This window comes from Paenibacillus sp. USHLN196 (genome assembly GCF_037144955.1).
Lineage (GTDB): Bacteria > Bacillota > Bacilli > Paenibacillales > Paenibacillaceae > Paenibacillus > Paenibacillus xylanexedens_C.
Window position 1 is genome coordinate 447357 of sequence record NZ_JBBCYH010000005.1, and the last position, 21690, is coordinate 469046.

At 46.6% G+C, this 21690-nt stretch carries 18 protein-coding genes; 2 read left to right on the forward strand and 16 right to left on the reverse strand.

The genetic code is table 11. The features are described from left to right. Window positions 1-6: 6 nt before the first annotated feature. The 11 genes from WFI24_RS15525 to WFI24_RS15575 all read right to left on the reverse strand — a co-directional run bounded on the left by WFI24_RS15525 (window position 7) and on the right by WFI24_RS15575 (window position 12772). Window positions 7-780: a DNA and RNA helicase gene (locus WFI24_RS15525; protein WP_336762120.1), complete on the reverse strand. Its 774-nt coding sequence runs from the start codon at window positions 778-780 to the stop codon at window positions 7-9. A 31-nt stretch (window positions 781-811) separates the two neighbouring features. After that, entirely contained in the window at window positions 812-3463 is a 2652-nt protein-coding gene (locus tag WFI24_RS15530) for a molecular chaperone (protein WP_336762122.1), read from the reverse strand. Window positions 3464-3495: 32 nt separating this feature from the next. Next, window positions 3496-4185: an iron-dependent peroxidase gene (locus tag WFI24_RS15535; RefSeq protein WP_336762124.1), complete on the reverse strand. Its 690-nt coding sequence runs from the start codon at window positions 4183-4185 to the stop codon at window positions 3496-3498. A 7-nt stretch (window positions 4186-4192) separates the two neighbouring features. Then, the gene (locus tag WFI24_RS15540) at window positions 4193-5485 is read right to left on the reverse strand and encodes a normocyte-binding protein (protein ID WP_336762260.1); all 1293 of its coding nucleotides are present in this window, start codon (window positions 5483-5485) and stop codon (window positions 4193-4195) included. Then, complete coding sequence (locus WFI24_RS15545) at window positions 5485-7329, reverse strand: serine/threonine protein phosphatase (protein WP_336762126.1); 1845 nt, start codon at window positions 7327-7329, stop codon at window positions 5485-5487. The genes WFI24_RS15540 and WFI24_RS15545 overlap by 1 nt, the downstream gene beginning before the upstream one ends. A 40-nt stretch (window positions 7330-7369) precedes the next feature. Then, on the reverse strand, window positions 7370-8251 hold the full coding sequence (locus tag WFI24_RS15550) for a PP2C family protein-serine/threonine phosphatase (RefSeq protein WP_336762128.1): 882 nt from the start codon (window positions 8249-8251) through the stop codon (window positions 7370-7372). Then, window positions 8236-8769 (reverse strand): FHA domain-containing protein, encoded by a 534-nt coding sequence (locus WFI24_RS15555; protein ID WP_091013796.1) that lies wholly within the window; start codon window positions 8767-8769, stop codon window positions 8236-8238. Before WFI24_RS15555 ends, WFI24_RS15550 begins: the two co-directional genes overlap by 16 nt. Window positions 8770-8812: 43 nt before the next feature. Beyond that, window positions 8813-9337, reverse strand: a complete 525-nt coding sequence (locus WFI24_RS15560; RefSeq protein ID WP_336762132.1) for an FHA domain-containing protein — start codon at window positions 9335-9337, stop codon at window positions 8813-8815. Between the two features lie 69 nt (window positions 9338-9406). Then, a complete protein-coding gene (locus tag WFI24_RS15565) occupies window positions 9407-9868 on the reverse strand; it encodes a J domain-containing protein (protein ID WP_336762134.1) in 462 nt (153 codons plus the stop codon). A gap of 126 nt (window positions 9869-9994) precedes the next feature. Continuing rightward, window positions 9995-10420: a hypothetical protein gene (locus WFI24_RS15570; RefSeq protein WP_056695746.1), complete on the reverse strand. Its 426-nt coding sequence runs from the start codon at window positions 10418-10420 to the stop codon at window positions 9995-9997. 183 nt (window positions 10421-10603) lie between these two features. Next, window positions 10604-12772 (reverse strand): transcriptional regulator, encoded by a 2169-nt coding sequence (locus tag WFI24_RS15575; RefSeq protein WP_336762137.1) that lies wholly within the window; start codon window positions 12770-12772, stop codon window positions 10604-10606. A 576-nt stretch (window positions 12773-13348) separates the two neighbouring features. On the opposite strand from WFI24_RS15575, the gene WFI24_RS15580 reads away from it, so the two are divergent. After that, window positions 13349-15403 carry a vWA domain-containing protein gene (locus WFI24_RS15580; RefSeq protein ID WP_336762139.1) on the forward strand — a complete coding sequence of 685 codons (2055 nt, stop codon included), beginning with the start codon at window positions 13349-13351 and terminating at the stop codon, window positions 15401-15403. Between the two features lie 172 nt (window positions 15404-15575). Here WFI24_RS15580 and WFI24_RS15585 read toward each other — a convergent pair whose 3' ends face one another. From WFI24_RS15585 to WFI24_RS15605, 5 genes are all read right to left on the reverse strand, one after another. Then, window positions 15576-16565, reverse strand: a complete 990-nt coding sequence (locus tag WFI24_RS15585; RefSeq protein WP_336762140.1) for a serine/threonine protein kinase — start codon at window positions 16563-16565, stop codon at window positions 15576-15578. A 299-nt stretch (window positions 16566-16864) separates the two neighbouring features. After that, window positions 16865-17734 carry an alpha/beta fold hydrolase gene (locus tag WFI24_RS15590; RefSeq protein ID WP_336762141.1) on the reverse strand — a complete coding sequence of 290 codons (870 nt, stop codon included), beginning with the start codon at window positions 17732-17734 and terminating at the stop codon, window positions 16865-16867. Window positions 17735-17944: 210 nt separating this feature from the next. Then, a complete protein-coding gene (rnhA, locus tag WFI24_RS15595) occupies window positions 17945-18601 on the reverse strand; it encodes a ribonuclease H (RefSeq protein ID WP_336762143.1) in 657 nt (218 codons plus the stop codon). A gap of 291 nt (window positions 18602-18892) precedes the next feature. Further along, window positions 18893-19660, reverse strand: coding sequence for an ABC transporter ATP-binding protein (locus WFI24_RS15600; RefSeq protein ID WP_336762145.1), 768 nt, complete (start codon window positions 19658-19660; stop codon window positions 18893-18895). Window positions 19661-19662: 2 nt separating this feature from the next. Beyond that, on the reverse strand, window positions 19663-20739 hold the full coding sequence (locus WFI24_RS15605; protein WP_442956228.1) for a FecCD family ABC transporter permease: 1077 nt from the start codon (window positions 20737-20739) through the stop codon (window positions 19663-19665). A gap of 458 nt (window positions 20740-21197) precedes the next feature. On the opposite strand from WFI24_RS15605, the gene WFI24_RS15610 reads away from it, so the two are divergent. Then, window positions 21198-21644 carry a MarR family winged helix-turn-helix transcriptional regulator gene (locus WFI24_RS15610; protein WP_336762149.1) on the forward strand — a complete coding sequence of 149 codons (447 nt, stop codon included), beginning with the start codon at window positions 21198-21200 and terminating at the stop codon, window positions 21642-21644. Window positions 21645-21690 lie beyond the last annotated feature (46 nt).

The window sequence follows — 21690 nt, forward strand, 5'->3', positions numbered from 1 at the left end:
AAAATTTCAATCCACAATCATACGATGTGGTCCACCCACCGGCATACCCGAACGTCCCGTTCCCCGACCTGCATTCGCCAGTATGCGATCCAGATATCGATGAATCTGCGCATTATCATATTCTCTGTACTCCAGCCCCAATCGACTGGCAATGTGATGCAAGATGACGCTACGCCCAACCGTTCCTTCATTGAGACACATCATGGCGAAGACCAGATCCTGGGGATCAGAGGTCCCCGTTCGAAGCAACCTCTCGGCATAATCCTTCATGACAACCGGGGATAAGGTGCTTGTCCCCTCGGCTGCATAAGGGACATGAATGACATGCAGCGTGTTGAACTCCGTTGCCAAGTCGGCAAAGGTCTGGTAGTCACGCCGCAGCCGGGCCCCTTCCTTCAGCTTGAATCGAGCCAGCTCCAACTCACTCGATGTGCACGTTGCCTCTTCATCCAAGAGCAGTTCCGAGTGGCTTATCGTCATGTCACTCACGGTCTCCTCCGCGGTAAACCGAAGCTTCAGCACATTGACCCGTCCCGTAGCTTGGTATGCCAGTTCCATAGGCACTGTCAGCATATAAAGCCTTCCTCTATACAGCACCATCCCAGGAGCGACGACCAATTTGTCCGGGAAGACTTCTACCTCTGCACCTGCAAGAATGCCATCTGCATAACCGCGATAGTACAGTTCGATGAAGTCTCTGGGGAAATCACGTAGTCCCTCCAACATGGATGTTTTCAGAATTCTTCCCTTGTTAAAATGCGGATACGAATATGTGAACATGAGCGGTGTTCCTCCTTTCTGCTCGTGGTCCTCACTTCATTCCGTCAAAGAAGTCCAGTTCCGACAAGTCTGTTTCAAACGGAAGTAGCTTCTGCGATCCCAGATACAGCCGTTCATTTCTACGAGCTACAGGCAACACATGGAAGCCCCAATGACGATCATCCGGAAAGACAAAAAACTTCGTCTCTCCATTCACGATGGAATCCGTATCATCTTGCGGAATTTTATCTCCATATCGATCTCGAATGTCTTCGTAGAGCACCTCTTTATAGAAATCCGGGCGGTTCGCATATACGAATTTTTGTCTCAGCTGGCCATCACTTCCGCTAAGATACAACTCCACTTCTGCCGTCTCGAATGGCCGGGAAATGCTGCCCGGAATACCATCACTCCGATCCAGACTGCTGATCAGCATTTTTTCACGTCCATTATGCGTGTAGGCACTTACGGTATACGGAATTACAGCGGCATCATGCGTGATGTCCGCTTGAACGCTTCCCGTTTTGCGGGCACTCAGATAACGAATCGCCCCTCGAAGACAGGCAAGTTTAAGATCAGGCACACGCCCTTCCGCAGGTTTTTGCCGAAACTCAATGCTTCTGCCTGGAACGAACTCTTTCAGTGCTTCCCGAAATACATCAATGCGGCAGGACTGACCTGTCAACTTGATAATCGAGTACTGGTTCATCCGCCCTTGCCGATAGAAATCATCCAAAAACTTACGAACCACCTCATAGATATCAGCCTTAATCAGCTGGGTAATTTCCTTGATATTGAACACCACATCGGGGAACTCATATTCATCCTTCAACTCCCCATTCCGTTCTACCGAGAGGAACCAACGCTCCATGGTGGTTATTTGCAGATCGCTGTCCCCGTCGCCCTCCATCTCCGAGTGGAATCGGTTACGCAAAATGCCGGTTTTGCGGAAAAATTGCTGCTTCATCTCTTCTGCGATTTCCCATAGAAAGTAGAAGTTGCCTCTTACCCGCAAATACTCATCCCGTGAACGATTCTCTCGGCGCGCAAACGCGGTAGGGATGATGTGTTCTGCCTCCTCATATCGCTGCTCCAGCTTCTGATAAACGGACTTTACACCCTCTTCGTCCACCTGACGGAACACATCCGCACCAGGTGCCTCAATCAGGCTATCAATATCCGTCACCTGACGGCGTCCGCTATAGTAGTCGGCGAATACAATTTTCATGAATTGCATAATACGATAGGTAATGTTGTGACCTCCGAAGTTCGTATCCCCATTTTCGTAGGTAGTATGGATATCGAGCTTGTACGCCATATGTCCATCCTCGATCGTAAAGGCACAGGAAGATAAATCCGTCGTTCCACCGCCACAATCAATCACGAGCGCATGATACGTCTGCCCTTCCATGAAAGCACCACGTTCCATGCCGTCAGCAAGGGTGTTATAGAGCACAGCCATTCCCTCATCCAGCGCATACGTCTGCTCAATCCGATAATCCGGAAGCATCTCTCTGAACATCTGCAAAAACTGTGTTTTCATCTTCACGGGACTGGTAAAGTGCACATGGCGAAACTTGCACTTGAACTGATGCTCTGCCGTTCGGATGATGTAATTCATGTATGCACGCAGCAGATCCATACGAGACACCATGGCCGCATTGCCATGAACATCGACGATTTCTTCCATTTTGTTGTAATTGTTCACCCAGCGCTTCATGCTGCGGAAGACACTCGCCCGGCTGCTGTACCCTCCCCGACGCATACTTCGCAGCGCTTCATAGCCGAACTCGTAACGAATGTTCGCTGGATCCGAACACTCCGCCACCCCAATGGCCGTAGGCAGGACCTCGATCCAATCCGGATCTTTGTATGTAGGATCGGGAAAAGAAACGTAGTTGATGGCATCCATACGGACTCGTCCATTCAGCAAATCCTGGCTGCTCGGCGCCTGAATATAACCGTTATGCAAATAGGCGCCTGCCGTCGTATTGGAGGTGCCAAAATCAATTGCAAGCACTGCTTCTGTCGGTTCAAGCTCCCGGATGTCCAGATCTGCCAGTGGGATCTGAGTATATTGAATATGAACCGGTGGAAGCGGTCTGCTGGAATAATAGGTCTGATAGAGATACTCCGAGTCGCGCTTACGGAAAAAGAGAAGACTGTACTGTCTGTTTCCCGATCTCTTCCAGGTCACCCCACTTCCTGCGGTCAAATAAAAGGTTCCCGATACGGAGTCGTCCTTAACCAGGTTGAAGATGCCACACAGCTCCATGCTCTCATTGACTAAAAGTACGTTGGATTCGGTTAGTCCACCCGGTGCCGTAACCACATATCGATCCAGCTTGTCCACGTTCAATCCTTCGTACAGAATCAGTCGTGCAGGCACACTAATGCCTCCATCACTGCTCATGGGCGCCGTCATATGACGAGAAATAGCCTTTTGTATCCGCTCGAATCCACCTTCAACAGACTGATCGATCCACAATATATCGTCCGCTCCCAGAAATTTTAAAATAATCCGAATCAGTTCTTCCCGCTCCGTCCGAGGGCCCAATCCCTCGATTAACCGTTCCTTGTAGCAAATGTTCCGTAATTGGAACGTGGTCATGTCCATCAATTCTTCACGCGTATAACGCATGGTTCCTCTGGAACGTTCCCTGCTCGTGGCGTCAGGATACAATCGGTATGAATAGCCGTTCATCTATACTTCCTCCTTACAACTGCTGGTGCTGCTTAATATAGAGCAATCCCGTCCTGTATCATCGTATAGTCCACATCCAGAATGCCAAAATGATGCCCCCAGTATATTTCCGTGTCGAACCGAACCGGCAGAAAGAGTTCAAGAATCAGTTCCAGCTTCTCCTTCGCTTCCGTACGTTCTACCTGACCAATATACAAAAGCAATTCATCCTTTTCCTCACAATTGGCATATAGGGTTGAACGCGGGAACATTCGAACAAGGGTATCCCTCAGCAGATGAACCGCCTCACCCGTATCATACAAACGGAGCATATTGCAGGCGATCACTTCCTGCTCCTCCTGTCCGAACAGCTCCAGTCGCCGCCGAACCCGATCCCCGTATACACCCGAATGCATATCCTTCAGAATGAAGCGAATATAATACTCCCTCTTGTTCATCCCCTGCATCAAATCCATATCCGCCAGAAAATGAATGACCAGATCAAAGAGCGCTTCCCGCAACTCCACCTGCTCTTCATTATTGATATCGAACAGGTCCCGGAAAATATCAAAAAAGCGATAATACGGATTGACTTCAATCGTGCCTTCCACGCCTGAAGCATTCAGGTTCGTTTGGCTGAGTTCCATATAAGGCGAATATACACGTGCTGGCACAAAGGTTACGTCGCGCAGATCGGTTCCATTACGCTTGGCCCGAATAATGAGATCCCAGATGTAATTCATGCTGTACTCACACCCATTCCCCTTCGCAGCAGTATTCCGGGAAAGCCAGCTGGATTTCGGATACCAGAAAGCTCAGCAGATCATCCAGAAAAATGGCCTGTCCCGGCTGCTTCCCGTGTCTGCTGAACCTTAAAATCATTCGATGTTTATCTGTTTCAACACGGACATGATCGCTAACAAATGCATTAAGTGGATACGTAATGCCCAAAGCAGGTCTTGGCGCCACCACTTGCACATCTTCCAGTTCCAACCCCTCTGCTGCCTGAAAAGCGTGAACCATGCGGGCAATCTCTCCTTTGGATCGTACAGAACGTCCTTCCTGGCGCGCATATTTACCGGCAAACCCTTCCCGCTTGTTATTGGAAAAAAGCGGATAGTCCATCCTGCCAACACGGGTTGCGACGGGACCAGCTATTTTCAGCACCGTCCATGAATCGGATTTTTCCAGTGGTGATACGATGGTGATATCTTCTTCCGATCTTTTGATATACCGAATATGCGATTCGTCTCCATCCACCAGATATCCGTGTTCCGTTCCGGTTTTGCGGAGTGGCAACACATGTTCATAATTGATTCGGTCCGAAGCCGGAACAGGGAATCCACCCGTTTTCATATCCAGCTTCTGAATGTTCCACAGCGGAATCATATTGGTTCTTTTATAAGGCTCAAACTCTTCGAGATGGATGGAAAGTTCCTTGACAGCATGTTGTTTGTCCCATGCTTCTCCATCGTCCGAACTGACCAGAACACAATCAACGAATTTGAACACATAGGGTGCATTGATCGATTTCCATGGCAGGCTGTTCTTACGAAAGACCCGGTACAATTCTTCAACTTTGGAGATATACGCGGCACTTGATTTCAACCGAACCGTTATGGCATGTCTGCCCCCACTGGTTACTATCTCCCCGCGAAATGTCCGATTACTGTTCAGCAGAGATTGGAGTTCCTGTTGCCCACATTCCATGTAGAATGTGAACAATTTCATCTCTTCCTGACGCGCCAGTGCCTCTGAGGCCTCGCTCAAATAGACGGTCTGTGGTTCAGCATCCTCAGGAATGATCGGGTACAGAAATTCATGAATGGGGTCCAGATCTTCCCGCGCACATAAGGTGACATATACATCATGACGTTCCTCCTGCGGCAACACCTCATCAAAAACTCGTTGCTCAATCTGCTTGTTCAGCGTCTCCTGATACTCCACAAGATTAAGAAAAACGCCTGTCATGAGATCTTTGAGCATGCGGCGTTGTTCGAGATCCTCCATCTTGTTAAGACGGTCACGAATCATGTCTTTCATCATGAATCTCCTCCTTCCGATGATTCCTGTTCATTCACGTCAGCCTCCGTGGTATCGGTGCTTCCGTCAGCCTTGGAGGCAGAATTGCTGCCAGCATTACTTGTCGTTTTTCCAGAAGAAGCACCTGAGCCAGAAGCATCCGCATTGCCATTTCCAGCCGAGGTGCCATTACCAGTGGAAGAACCGTTCCCCACTGTATTGCCTGTACTCACACTTCCTGTACTCTCGGTCATATCCGAGGTTATGCCCGATGTATTTGGTGAATCTGGTCCTGCCGTATCCTGCGTAAGATCAGCCGCCGGTACCGGTGGGTTCAATTTCTCATCCAGTTTGTTTATTTTCCGCTCCATGGCCAGCACACGTTCCAGCATATCGATCTCCTGATAAATTCCCTGTGCCGAAGCATAGGCATCCATGGCTCCGCTGTAGTCTCCGGCTTCATTGAAGCGGTCACCTTTCTGTTCCAGCGTATCTGCCTGAAGCTGCCGGGATTGCCGTTTGATATCTGCACGTTTGGTCTCGGCCGTCTCCAATTGCGTAGCAATTTCCTTCAGCGCATCTTTGTAAGCTGTCTCCGTAGCGGCCGTTCTGGCCCGTTTATACAAAATGATTGCTCCACTGTAATCTCCGTTCTGGAGTTTCAGATCGCCCTCCGTGATCCAGTCTTGCACTTGCTGGAAAGTGGTCATCTGCTCCAATCGCTCCTGAATAACTTCACGGTTGAACATGCTATAGGATTCAGACAATTCCAATGCTTTGGTGTAACTCGCGGTTGCTTTGGTAATGTCGCCTTCTTTCAGGTGAGCTTCCCCATCAACCAGCGTCTGGGCAGCAGACATCTTCGCGGTCAACAGCTTTTTATGTATAGGGTCCTTGATTTTGATGGAATTATTGCGTGCAAGGCTGTAGTCCGAGACCGCCTTGGCATACTCTTGTTCCTTGACATACTGGTCTGCGGTCTGTTCATATTGCAGCATATCTACGACCAATTCAGCTTTTTTGGCTGCGCTTTTCACCGCGTAGAATATGCCGGCTCCACCAAAAATCAGGAGCATAACCAGCATGATGGCAATCCGCTTAATCCATTTCTTACGGTTCTTGGGCTCTTCATGAAAAATCTTGTTCACATATATGGCTGCCGCACTATAATTCTCGATACGGGTACGCTGCTTGCTAAGCATTACTTCTTCAAGCGTATCCGCCAGTGTCTGCGGGTCATTGGCACCTTCAACCGCATCGATCATCTCGGCATCCTGAACACCTTCCCATAATCCAGGGGTGCAGAGCACAAGCACATCGCCATCGGCCAGCTTAATCTTATCCGATACATACGGTCTGATCATGCCAGGTTTGCCCGCGTATTCGTTCAGATTGCCGCGTTCATCGTGCTGATCCACACGATCCTCTGCAATCTGGCCTTCGGCTGCCAACTGGGCAGCAACGCTATGATCTTTGCTTTTTAGTGCAAGCCGATTTCCACGAAAATGATACAACCGGCTGTGTCCGGCAGATGCCCACACCATACGTGTATAATCTGTCACAACAATGACGAATCCCGCTTTGAGCCTGACTCGGCGGCTTTCATACTGCATCCATTCATGGGCAATCTTGATATACTCTGTTAGTCTGCGTTTGGACATGGTTGGCTTTTCCAAAAAGGATTCCAGAATGGTCTGCACTGTGATCTGTGCGCTATTCACTTCCGTATCTGTATCCAGGCCATCTGCAATGACATAACAGGCCCAATCTTCCAGCTCAACGCAGCCGTAGAAATCCCGATTCTTCAGGAAAGATCCTGCTTCCGAGACAAAAGCCGTCTTGAATTCACTGTTCTCCTTCCTCATCCGTCTCCCCATTTCCCTTCCCTGTGCGTTGCCTGATCCGCTACCATCCTTGCTCCAAAATGATAATCGTGGCATTATCCTGATGCACGAGCTGTTTTTCTTCAATCAAATCAATGATGGTCTGGGCTGCATCAAATGGCGCCATGTCTTTCGCCAGTATAGTCTCCAGTTCCATTTCAGTAAGGGAGTTGTACACCCCGTCACTGCATAACACAATCTTGTCCGCCGGCTGCAGTGCAAACGGCTCGTCCGCGATTTCCATTTGTTTAAAATGGTCGTACCCCAAATAGTTGACCAGCCTTTTGCGCTGCGGATTATCCAACGCCTCCTGCTCCGATATTTCTCCAGACATATACTGTTCTTCCAGTTGGGTTTCCAGCGTATGTTTATGATTGATAGCAAGCAGCTCTCCTTTACGAAATACGGCCAAAATACTGTCTCCTACCGCGCCCCAATATAGCTCTCTGCCCTTGATCATGGCTGATACCAACGTTGTTCCGCCCGGAACGCCAAGCAAGTTACGAAGAATCGCCTGGTTTGCCGCATGGGAAGAAGCATCCCAAAACTCCTCTGGATCAGGAAACCGCTCCAACTCTTCAAACTCACGGATAAATGTTTCTACCGCAGTGGTACTGGCTACTTTCCCACCAGATAATCCGCTAATTCCATCGGCAAGCACCGCAATTACACCATAAGGCTCCACGGCACAGGCAAAATAATCATCCTGTTCACTGCGAGCACCAATGGTCTGTCCATTCCCGATCTGAACGCCAACCGGCCTATCGTCACGTTGCCTTACCGGAATCCGGCTTCGGACGAATAACAACAACCAGATCGACAAACAGCCTGCTGCCAGAACCCAATAAGGCGTTAGCTCCTTGTCGTTCCACAAGATCATGAAGGTATTCACTGTTGCTCCCATTCAAAATGCACACCACATAATGGGATGAAAATGAATTTGCTACGTCCCAATTGAATGACGTCGTAGGCAGCCAGTTCCACCGGAGAATAGACCGCTTCGTTGTTATGGTAGGCAAGGCCGGAAGCATCACCGGGCAGCAGATAGAAATTCCGTTTCTTGGGATCATATACAATCACCGCATGATTGCGCCTTGAAATCGTGTTATCCCCAAGGATTCGAACATGCATCTCTTCCGAACGCCCAATAAAGTTCTTTTCAGCCATAATTCGATAATCCTGGCCCATTTGTGGACCTTCGATGCACACCATCCATCCCGTTACCGGTTCAATTCCTGTCGTTTCTCCCAGGTATGGCATCGTTCTGTCATCCTCTGCCGTGCGAGGCGCGCGTGGGATTGCTCCCCCTGCTTCACTATTGCCGGAAGGCGGTGACTCGACGGCCAGATTACAATATGGACAGGTGTTTCCGTGCCGTCTCGTGCTGAACATATGTCCGTTTCCACATCTTGTCAGACTCATTTCTTTTCATTCCCCCGTAAGCTTGTATGATGGTACGCCAACGTTATTTCACCAAAATGCGGGTATTGGCAATATAAATTAAGTCTCCTGCCTCAATCAGGCTGGGTTCTTCGATTTCCAATTTGGATGATCTGCTTTGATTTCCCTTACGTACGCCCACGCCGCTGGCGGAGTCAATATCCTCAATAAACCATTGGCCCGAAGCTTTGTTCAGCACAGCATGTTGCGGACTGATGAGGGAAGCATATGGAGTATCGGACAGATCAATGTCCGCCTCACTGTTCTTCGAACTTTTTCCGATCAATACACTTGTCTCACCCTGAATGTACCATTCCTTCACACTTGTACCGTCATCGTCCAACAGTACGAGTTTCACAACACGTGAAGACAACTTCTTCTTTTCCCTCTTGCTGGCGGGTAAGTATTTAAAAAACAGGTATGCTCCCCCGGAGAGGACCACAATAATTCCAGTTATCCACTGGGCACTCATGTCCCGGTTAATGATGAATATGTAATACAGCACGGCTAACGAAATCATGGCGACGCATGCGTCAACCCCTATCGTCATTACCGACCTTCCTCGTCTCACTTCCATAACCTCCGCCTGAACCGGCACGATCCATTACAGGCCACCGGCTTACTTTTTTCGAACTCCGAAATATCGGTCAAACATGGCGGACATATCCATTCCTTTGTTGGGATCGGCTTTGCCACTGTTTGAGCTTTCCTTGCCTTTGGGGCGATAGCCAAAAAATTGTTCAAATTGTTCCTGCATTCGTGATGGATCCGACCATACCTTATCGGTATTCATAGGTCCATTTTGGGCTTGTCCACTCTTTTCTCGTGCAGTACTGGATGTTGCTCCATTTGGTCCTCCTGGGTTCCCTGTAGATCGAGGTTGTTGATTGTATGCAGCCCTTAACTCGGGATTTCCGAGTGTGCTGTAGGCCTCATGGACTTGCTTGAAACGCATCTCTGCCTGCGGATCTCCCCCATTAACATCCGGGTGGAATTTCTTCGCCAATTGACGATAAGCCTTCTTGATCTGCTCCGGAGAAGCTTCACGTTCCACACCAAGCACGGCATAATAATCATTCATGGTATTCGTACCTGCCTCCCTGCCGTATTCGGGCGTAAATAAAGATTAAGGGGCACCAAGGCCCCTTAACATGACAGAATTATTCTGGGCCAGCCATAACTGACCCGGAACATCAGCTGCTCCCTTTTATACCGGGAAGCCGCCTTCAATTTTAGTGAATTCCGTTTTGTCTTTTTTCTGTTTGATGAACAGGCTGAATTCACCCACGCCTTCGGTATCTCCGAAACGCTCTGTGTAATCCACAACGAACGCATTAGGCATGTAAATTTTGCGTACCACTTGATCCGCCGCAACCACTTCAAGGGTTACTTTACGGTAGCAATCTGCTTTTTCAGCTGGAACGAGTGACCACAGAGCAAGTTTCATCGTGTCATCTGCATTGTCACCGTCTGTTGCTGTAATAATTTTGCCACTGATGCGAAGTGTTGCACCTACATCTGTGGATCTAGCGTTGGAATCGTCCGGTGTATCTGTGTCATACACTACAGTGCGGATATTATCCATTCCCAATTCGATTGTTTCTGCGCCTTCTACTTTCAATACAAAACCCATTAATAAAAACCTCCTTAAGATTAGAAAACAATGTGCCCGGCATGCTCTCCATCTGGGGAGAGATACCGGAATATATGTATAAGGTCAGCCATGAAGGCTGCCTTTAACACCAAAATAAATGTCTATAATTCGTTGTTTAAAGAATCATATTCCATTTCTAAAACTTGTACCCACTCCAGTTTCTTACACCTTCATCGCGCTGGTGCCTTTGGTAATCATGACCTCCAGGTTCTTCACGTTGCCGTTAAATACCAGGTCAATGTGGCACATATTGCTCTTCTCATCGATGATAAAGCTCATATCGTCACCTTCCTGAATGATCGAATTGATCGACCCTCGGGTTCCCAGCCACCGACTCTTCTGACTGCTCGGATTGTTGCTGAAGAATTTGACGATATTTTCATGCTTGAAATCACCCGTCTGGAAACGGAGCAAGCGCTCAATGTAAGTACTTACGAGTGTTTTATACAAGGAATCAAAGCCATCTTCGGACATCGCCATGCTTCTCGCTTTGTATACCGTGATCCGCTTGATGTCGCTATCCTGGATTTGGGCATTTTCCGATGAGAAAATAAATCCAAAGTTTTTCCGGTTAATCGAATCCTTGATGGTGTTCGTGAATCCGGAGATTTCTTTGGTCATCGTAGTCACTACACGCAAACTATTATCGCCTGCCTCAATATCAAAACGCACACCTGGATAATCCCGGTTCACGGTTTTGAATGCGCCTCGTAGATACTCGGGGCACTGATATGCAGCCACAATTCCGGCAGATACATAAGACGCACCGACATACACACCTTCAATCCACAGCTTCAGAATGTCTTCTTTCTCCTTGGAAAGTTCCACACCATTCTCTGTCTGAAGCATACGGCTGTCGATAACGACACCGGATTTCTCTTTCGGAATAATGGTGAAATTCGGAGCACTTGGAATGGCGAATTCGCTGTAGTCCTTGCGAGTTAATACCGAGCATTTATCAATATATTTATCGATACCCGCAGTAGCCATGCTGCTGAATGTAGTCTCTTCTCCGGATTCAAAGCTGAAGAATACTTGTACTTTGTAGTCTTTAACGACTTGCAGAAGCATCGACAAGGATTCCATACTGTTTCCGTCTTGTTTAACCACTTTCTCGTTACCACGGAAACGGGCTCGACTGACTTGAACTTGTCCCGTATTCTCCAGTTCAACGGAAGGAACAATTCCGAACCAAATGGTGTCGGTAAAATCATTCTTCGCATTGACTGTGTTGAGATAAGTCTCCAGCCGCGGAATGTTACTGCTCTTGACCAGCATATCCAGCTTGGCATTGGCAATCAGCATGGAAGGCAGCATGCCTTTGTTTTTGGTCGCATATTGATCAAAGAACATTTTGACACCCAAAATTTTCTCTACCAGCGGTTTTACGGTTTTTACAAAGTCATCCTTGGCGTTCTTGTAAAATTCCAGGTATGTATTGTAATTCTGTACTTCAACTGCCGTATCGACATCCGTCTGAACCGCAGGCAGTGGGCAGAATGTACGAACGACCAGATCCTGTACATACGGTGAAGGTGCCTCGGAGAGTGAATCATAATCTTCGGCAAACACCTGAGTCAAATCTGTGCTTGTCGACTCATCCAGGAGCATCAACTCGTTGTTATCACTCTTTGGAGCTTCGATAATTTTCAATTCTCCACTCTCACCAATCGTGAGTTGTCCTACCTGAATCGCTTCGGAAGAAGTTTCTTCTTGAGCACGGCCCAGCAACAAGCGGGTCTTGATATCTTCGATAGCCAGTGGCAGCATCGCCATGACATTGTTATAGTTCCGGCTGGCATCTTCAAACATGACATTAAGTTTATCCCCGATATCCAACTTCTTCGGGTCCCCGTCATCCAGCTTCTCATGCTGGCCGTACATGTAATGAATTTCTTTCCGTACCTGCCGAATGTCATCCATAACCTTTTTCGGTGAGATCATATCCAGCAAATTCTCAAACTTGAAATCTACATTCGTAATCCCCTGGCTGCGTTTGGTATCGATCAGGGTAAACAACATTCTTAGGAAGTCATTGCTATGATCAATTTTGATCTCAGAGATTGCTTCATCCGGAATCCCTTCGGGCTTTTTGAGCGTATACATGACTTTCTGGTTTACCGCATTGAAAAAGGAATACACACTGGGAGAAAACTTGTCCAAAAACTCATCGAAGCTTCGTACAAGCAGGTGTTCATTGATCTCCTTGATCTTGTCATCATTCAGACTGTCGATCCCTTTTACGTCACCGACAATCGTAATCAAATCCATTTTCTCAGGATTGATCTCTTCAAAAAGCATCGTTCGGTTCGTTTGATTAATAATATCCATTCAGGCAACATCCCCCTAATGATGGTTCATTCGGGCGAATGCTTCCCCCCCTCCATCAATTTTTGACACTCCGCACGCTCTATCAGTCTTTGGTCATGATCTAAGAGAATCATCTTCTCAGGCGATCACAAGTCCAATAGAACGAGCTGTCAACATATGACTGGAACTTATGTACCAGATTATGCCGTTTGCTTTGGAGATTTATGGAATTCATCTTAATCATCAGTGATATGTTTTGTCAATATTACCCTATATAGGTCTAAAAGCTCATTTTTGTGACTTCGATATACCTATAGAACTAATTTCCGATTTTCGCTTCACTTCCCATCGAATCATGCCGATGATAAAGAATATCCTATAATCTGGATGATGTTCAATGATTTAAAACTAGTGGAGTTTTCCCCCTAATCAAGAGGAAATCACCTTAACGTATGCGGTGTTGCAATATTCTTCATTTATCAAAACTACGCATAACGGGGTTTTGTCGAGTAGAAACAAAAGTTTTTCAACAAAAAACAGTTTGACCTCTAAAAACAATTGCAGTGCCCAAAACAGAAAGGAGATTCAAAGCATCGTATGATATTAACAAAATTCAAAAAAACATTTTTTTCTCTCTTGGTAATCAGCTTTTTAATTCCAGCATGGGACATGGGGAGCCTATACGCTGAATCATCCGTCAAGACCCAGACGTATGAAGGACTCGATGCCATGTTTGTCCTGGATGTTAGCTACTCTATGAATGAGACCGATAAAGATCGCATTGCCGAAGAAGTTATACATATGTTTATGGACATGAGTAGTGGACCTAAGACCCGATTGGGATTCGTAGCTTATAATGACAAGATCACTTCATCCGTACCACTGATGGATATTTCATCCTCTGGAGCTCGCAATAATCTTCGTAGCCGTGTGGATGGCTTAAAACGTTCAGGATATACAGATCTCGGACTTGGCTTACGCCGAGGCGCTAGTCTGCTTGAACAATCCAAGACGGACAAACGAAAGCCATTTATGATTTTGCTCTCTGACGGAGAAACGGATTTACGAGGATCGACGAGCAGAACACCTACCGACTCATCCAAAGATGTGGACAAGGTTATTGAGATGGCACAACAAGCTGGTTATCCCATCTATACTGTGGGACTAAACCGCGATGGTACCGTTAACCCGGCAGAACTGGAGCGTATCGCCAAAGAAACGGGTGGTTCTTCCTTTATCACCGGAAGTGCGGACGATCTGCCTGAAATCTTCAATCGTATTTTTGCAGATCAGATTCAATCTGTTCTTGTATCTGTAGCAGCTGTGACTGCAACCGGAGCAATGCAGGAAGTAACCGTGGATATTCCTAACTCCAGCATGGCGGATGCCAACATTATCATGCTCTCTGATCATGCCGTCTCGGAAGCTCAGCTCTATTATCAGTCGAGCAATGTCAGCTTCATTCGGTCTGATAAATATGCTCTGATGAAGATCATTCGTCCGGTCAAAGGACAGTTCAAACTGAAATTCAAAGGCCGTAGCGGTGATCTGGTGAAGATTAACCTATTAGGGAATTACAACGTCTCTGCGGTCGCAAATATGGCAACGGAGCAGCCAGTTAAAGGGAAGAGCATCACATTTGCGGCATCCCTCTACGATCAGGCTGTGGACCCTAAACCCATTCAGGACTTGGATGTGTACAAGGGACTGGAAGCGGAACTCATTGTAACTCCATCTGATGGAAAAACAGAACGCATTCCTCTGACCAATACAGGCAGCGGATTTACGGGAAAATACACTTTTCCCAAGTCAGATCTGTACACATGGGGACTACGGATCGACGGTCCAGACTTTTATCGAGAAATTACTCCGGTTGAAGTAGACATTACGAATCAAGCACCCGTAGCCACAGGCGAATCCATGGTGTTATCCAAAGATGACAGCAATACAGATGTCGACCTGAACAACTACTTTAAGGATGCCAATAATGATCCATTAACGTATGTCCTTGCTGAAGGTGGAAATGAACGCAAGCTCGGGGAGGCCATCATTGAAGGTAACCTGTTGCGATGGTCTTCTCTTCACACTGGAAGTTCCACCATCAAGGTGACAGCAACGGATTCTGAAGGAGCAAGTATAACGACAGATATTTCGTTGCAAATTCATTCTTTACGTGAAAAGGTACTCTTATATACGGGATTGGGCCTGCTTCTTGCTGGTGGAATTTTCGCACTGTATTGGTTCGTATTGAAGCCAAAACCCGTATTCCGCGGAAGACTGGAAGGATACTTTCTAGCTACAGCGAACGGAGAGGATATACCGGTGACAAATTGGCCTCTGACTTCATTGGACCACCGAAAAGTAAGTCTCCGTGAGCTGTTTGATCGAATGGATGTCGGGGTCAAAGTACCGGAGTCGGGACGAATCTGGCTGGAAGCCGGTAAAAAAGAAACGTTATTGGTACGGCACGATACGAATTGTACGGTTGTCCGAGGCCGAACACCAGTGAAGCGCAGACACACGGAAGCTATGGAGTACAATGAAAAGTTGTATATTACGTTTGAGGATGGTGTTACGGAGATCGAAATTCGTTACAAAGCCATCAAACCAAGTACCAATATCTATGTAGGACAAAAGAGAGATTCACAGTAAACATTGTGTGTTAACTATGTGCACACTGATGCATGCTTTCTCTCAAAATATAAAAGAAAACAAGCCAGTTCGTCCCCTTCAAGGGTAAGAACTGGCTTGTTTATGTTGTTCATATATTCAACTGCTATGCTCATTTAAGTGCATCCACTTTATGAACATAGGTCACGCCTGCTTACGCCATCTCATGTTGCTTTTTCGGCTCCACTTCATAGACCTGTGTATGTTCATTCTCGGCGAAAGACCATTCCACTGTACCTGGTTTACGCACTTTCCACACCCAGGCTTGAACTCGCAGCGAGCTTTTGACCCAGGCCAGGGAAGCGCAACGTTTCTCGGAACGAACCGTTAGACCCCAATGAATAACACGAGCCAGCCAAGGATTCACATACTCATTATGTGAACGAACAGATGGCAATTCATCCTGGAACAACCGCTGTTTCACATCCATAGGGGGTTGCCCACATGTCCAATAATGGAGCAGAGCCGCAAGGCTATAGATGTCCGACATGGGTCCCTGACTGGATTTCTCTGAATAGAACTCCAGTGGAGAATAACCTGCCGATGTGAATATCGACTGTTTCTCACCAGATTGCATAGGCCAGCGGGTAGCTGAGCCGAAGTCGAGAAGCTTCGGTGTACCGTCCTCCATCACCATAATGTTGGAAGGTTTCACATCCCGGTGAAGAATGCCTTGTTTATGTATATAATCCAGCGTATCCACCAGTGGAAGCAGTGTCTCCGTTATGAATGCAGCATCGAGCGCATGATTGTGTTCATTCAAATACTCAGTCAACGTAATCCCCGCGCAGTATTCCATAACCAGATACCCCGTATCATTCGCTTCAAAATGATCCAAATACGAAACAATATGAGGATGATCCAGTTTCGATAACAGTTCACCTTCGAGTAAAAATGCACCAAGCAACTCCTGGTATTGCCCACCGTATCCTCGCGAAGAGCAAAATACTCCCCGCTTATCTGCCTGACGTTCAGCTATTCTCTGGGGGAAAAATTCCTTAATGGCTACCTTGGCGCCCGTATTCCGATCTCGCCCTGCATATACAATAGCCAACTCACTGCTGGCTAATACCTGTCTTACCTGATATGTATCATTTATAATCACATTGCGCTGCAATGCCATTTTGCAATTGTCTTTTCTCATAACAGACCTCTTTTCAACCTTGTCGATCGGAAGACTTTCCGCGTAAATGCATCATTTGGTTCAACCAGTAAGCAATTCATCGCCAACTATACATATAAACCAAATGATGCAATTTGAAACACCTTAACGCGAAATATTTAAATATTAATTATACCACACTGGCTATGAACTGTTCCTAAGCCATATGAAATTCTTCTATAGAACAAAATATCTCTTATATACTCTATCGACAGATAAAGCGAATTACTTTATTAAACTGGAAAAAAACATTTCTCCGTCCAGCTCTTGCAGATTCTTTTTTAATAATTCTTTTGTAAAAACTGCTGTATTTCCTCATTCATCTGAACCAATACGTCCTGTGAAGGAAAATGTCCTGTATCATACTTGATGGCTTGAACATTTTGAATAATCTTTTGAGCCCGTTCAATGCACTTATCCGCGGGGAAAAAGACATCCTTCTCTCCGACTAATAACAAGGTTGGTGACGTATAGTTCACCAGTTCTTCCCGATCCGTGAGCTTCGGCAGATCCTGCTCGATACTGACATACTTGAAAAGTTTGCCGATAATGTTTTTATCCATTTCTTTCATACAGTTGCAAGACATGTTGTCCGTAATTTTTTGCAAAGAAGAGGGTGAAGAAGTCATGCGGTACTTGACGAGCGGCAGTGTAATATCTTGAGCTGTTTTAATTTTGGAATTAACCGCGAGACCTGCAGGAACAACCAATACGGCGCACGAGATACGTTCCGGAATATAGGTAGCCAGTCTGAGGATGATGCCTCCTCCAAAAGATGGACCGATAAACGCGCTCTCCTCGATATCATAGTGGTCCAGCAGATCCGACACCCATAATGCCAAACTATCAAACCGTGTCGAGATGCTCGCTTCATCACTATAGCCAGGATGACCAATCGTATCAGGAGCAATAATCCGGTAATCTTTAAATAAGGAAGAGAACCATGACAACGTCATCGGGTTCACACAATTACCGCCTTGTAGAATAAATAAAGGTTTGCCATCTTGAGGACCTGTCAATAAAACATGCGTCTTCCCAAAACGTGTCTCCACATACTCCCGTGTAAATCCCTCACCCAACTCATTCAAATAAATCTCATACTCTTCAAGAATGCTACTCTTGCCTTCTTCACTTTTATAAATGGAACTCATGTCTGCCTCCTGCAATATATACTCAAATAACCCGTTCTAGTGAATGGACTTGCTAATCAATGGACCAAAAAGATAAAGAGGGCCTGCAGATGACAGGCTCCTCCATATGTTTAACTAATCATATTCAGATGATTATAGAGCGGAAACTGGAAATTGTAAATATCGATTATAATAGACAAGAAATAAAAGGCTCATATTATAGAAAAACACTTATTTTCGGCCGTAATCCGCCTTGATTTCGCCCCACTGTTTGGTCTGCCATTTTAACACTTTATTGCTATACGTATTGGTCTGGAGCCACTGCTCCGCCCGGTCAATCATCAGCCAGATCTCTTCCGTGGAGTTGTCCCGTGCTAACGTTGTAGCTACTTTTTTCTGTTTCAGCCATTTCATGGCATTGACCGAGTCGGTATACACCGTTTTGGTACTGCCTTCTTTCTTCAGATGTGCGAGGGCATGTACAATGGCCAAAAATTCGCCCAGATTGTTCGTGCCTTTGGAGATCGGTCCGACAGAGAAAATAATCTCACCTGTGCGGGTGTCTACCCCTTTATATTCTACAGGTCCGGGGTTACCACGCGTACCCACATCAACGGAGATGCTGTCATAATCCACTTCCTCCGACGTTTCCATGCCTGCGCTTCTTCCGCTACTAGCCGATTTCGTCTTCGACCCACTGCCGCTAGCACTTGAACCCCAGTTCCCTTTCCATCCGGCGCGATACGCTTCTTCAGCGGCCGCTTTGGACTCATAGGATTTATATTTTGCTCCAGTATAATGGTCCGTTTGCGCTTTGCAATCCGCCCATGTGTTGTACACGCCGGGCTTCTTACCTTCCCAGACAACATAATATTTCTGTTTCGCCACTGTGACCCGCTCCTTTGTTCACTTCATCAATACCCTATTGTATACGATCCGGTAGGCGGATTGAAAGCTATGGATTCAGCCAACTGCATAATTCCCCCCATCTCCAGAACAGCAGCAATTCTTCCACCAATAGCGATAACTCCTCAGATATTTTCGAAGAAGTCAACAAAGATGCTCATGCTCAGCCCGTCGATCCGAAACTTCAACTGCTACGCCCTCACACTAATAAGAAAACAAAAGACCGCACCTGTAAGCACTTATCAACAGTGCTCTAACAATGTACGGTCCTAATTACCGTGTGCTAAGGTATGCGATGCCCAGGCCGCCCGTAACCGGGTTCTTATAGATCTCACAATCTACATCGAATACCTCACCAATCATCTCACGAGTCAGAATATCAGCCGGTTTGCCATGTACAACAATCTGGCCCTTTTTCACCACATAGAGATAATCGCAATACTCTGCGGCGAGTTCGAGATCATGAAGCGCTGCCAGTATACCAATGCCGAGTCCACGGACAATATTTAGAATCTGAAGTTGGTATTTGATGTCCAGATGGTTGGTTGGCTCGTCCAAGATCAGGAATTCAGGTTGCTGTGCCAGGACACGCGCCAATACCACACGCTGTTTCTCTCCACCAGACAGAGACACGTAATTACGATCTGCATGTCCAGTCAGATGTACTTTTTCCAGAGCTTGCTCCACGATTTCGTGATCCCGTTCATTATCCGTCTCCAGCATTTTTTTGTGTGGAGTACGACCCATCATGACCATCTCGCGCACCGTAAAATCAAAACTCATTTCATTAAATTGACCGACAACGCCCATATGTCTGGAAACGACCTTCGGGCTGGATTTGAGGATATCTGTATTATCCAGAAAAACCTTGCCTTGCTGCGGTTTGATCACTTTATAGATGCTCTTGAGCAGCGTTGATTTGCCACAACCATTCGGCCCGATGAGCCCAACAAACTGTTTACCGTTCACCTGTAAAGAAATGTCCTTGATGATGTCCGTGTTCAGCACAGAAATGGATACATTTTCTACGTTCAGCTTCATGTTTAATTTCCTCCAAAACCGTAGCCTTTTTTGACCAGCATATACATAAACATCGGCGCGCCAATCATGGCTGTAATGATACCGATCGGCAACTCCACGCTGGATATAAGGGATCGTGCGATCACGTCCGTCCAGATGAGAAAAATAGCTCCAAACAGCACGGATACAGGCATCACTTTACGATGGTCCGAACCCACCAGACCTCTCACAATATGCGGAATGATTAATCCGACAAAACCAATCATGCCACAGCTTGCCACCATGACGCCTGTGACCAAAGCCGTTAACAGCATGTACAGCCTGCGATACACACTCAGATTAATGCCCAGCGTAACGGCTGCTTCATCCCCCAATAACATCGTATTGAGAACTCTCGACTGCAACAGGAAGAATAGAATCGCTACTAACACGACGATACCAACCAACGGAAGTTTGTTCCATCCGGACGCCGCCAGGCTACCCATGGTCCAGAACGTCACCGTTTTGATGCCTTCGGCATTGTTGGCAAAATAAATAATAAAATTGGAGAAGGCACTGCACAGCGCGTTAATCACCATTCCGGCAAGCACTAGCTTGACCGACGTCATTTTCCCCCGAATCCCCGCAAGGGTGAGTACCAGCAAAGAAGCCCCCATCGCTCCGGCAAATGCCCAGAAAGCTACACCGGTCTGACCCAGCCAACCAATCGCACCGAAGCCAATGAGAATTGCAAAAGTTGCTCCAAGTGAAGCGCCTGAGGATATACCCAGTATGTAAGGATCAGCTAGCGGATTCTGCACAGCAGCCTGCATAACAGCACCGCACAAGGCCAACCCTGCACCGATAAACATCGCCATCAGCACACGTGGAAAACGAATCTGCCAGATAATATCGGTAAAGGAGCCTGCCTCAATGGGTGTTGCCCCCCACTGAAATCCCGTTAATTTGGTTAAAAGAATACGATACGACTCCGCCAGCGGAATACGTACTTGTCCAATGGAAACCGCAATTCCTACAGAAATAATCGTAATCATGATTAAAGTTGCAATCAGTAAAGCAAACCCGGATTTACTATGAACCAGAGATCCTCTTTTTCCCATACGCTGTGTCTGAACCTGAACCGTCTGTGCCATCTCTTCCCCCATCAATTCGCGTAAAATGTAATACATTGAATTTAGCTATTTACAACGTGTTTTCTCGGATTATAATTGAGAATGATTATCTTTGTCAATTTAAAACACATAGAAAAGGGCTTCTTCGTTCAATGAAATTCACATCCGGACGCATGTTGAGAATACAAATAAAACGACGTACCCGCTCACAATTGAGAATTTCATGTAGGTAAAGAGCTGGTTGTAGGTGCAAGTCCGGATCTGGTACTCGGACGGGGCGACCTGTTCGCTGATGCAGACTGGCGCGTGGGTACCGTCGATGGATTGAATGACATGAATACACGTACGTTCCTGCAAACGACGAATCACAAAGGCACACTCGATAGCCTGTACAGCGATATTGCAGAACTTGGGCAGATCGTCACGGAACAAAGCTTGACATTAGTTTGATAACAAACTATATTACACGTATGAAAACAAGAGACGCTATTTCACTCATATCCAAAATTAAAGAGAAGGTCAACCGCTTTATCCTGGCCGAGATGGCTGAGCAGGGAATCCAGGATCTCGCTACGTCCCATGGGGATATTATCTATGCCCTGTACAATAATCACAGGATGACTATGGCTGAAATCGCCAAAAAAATTGGCAAGGATAAATCCACGGTGACTGCACTTGTGGACAAATTGGTGCGGACAGAATACGTGCTCAAGGAGCGTGATGCAACAGATTCACGAGTTGTTCATGTGGCTTTAACTGCAAAAGGCGAAGAATTAAAGCCAGTCTTCGAAGAGATATCACAGCGCATGCTGGACGTGTTCTATGCGGACGTTACGGAAGCGGAGAAAAAAGAACTGCTGCGAATTTTAATGAAAATTCATAGCAACTTCTAATTTTTTTTGGAGAAATAGTTTTATATCAAACTAATAGTTTAGAGGA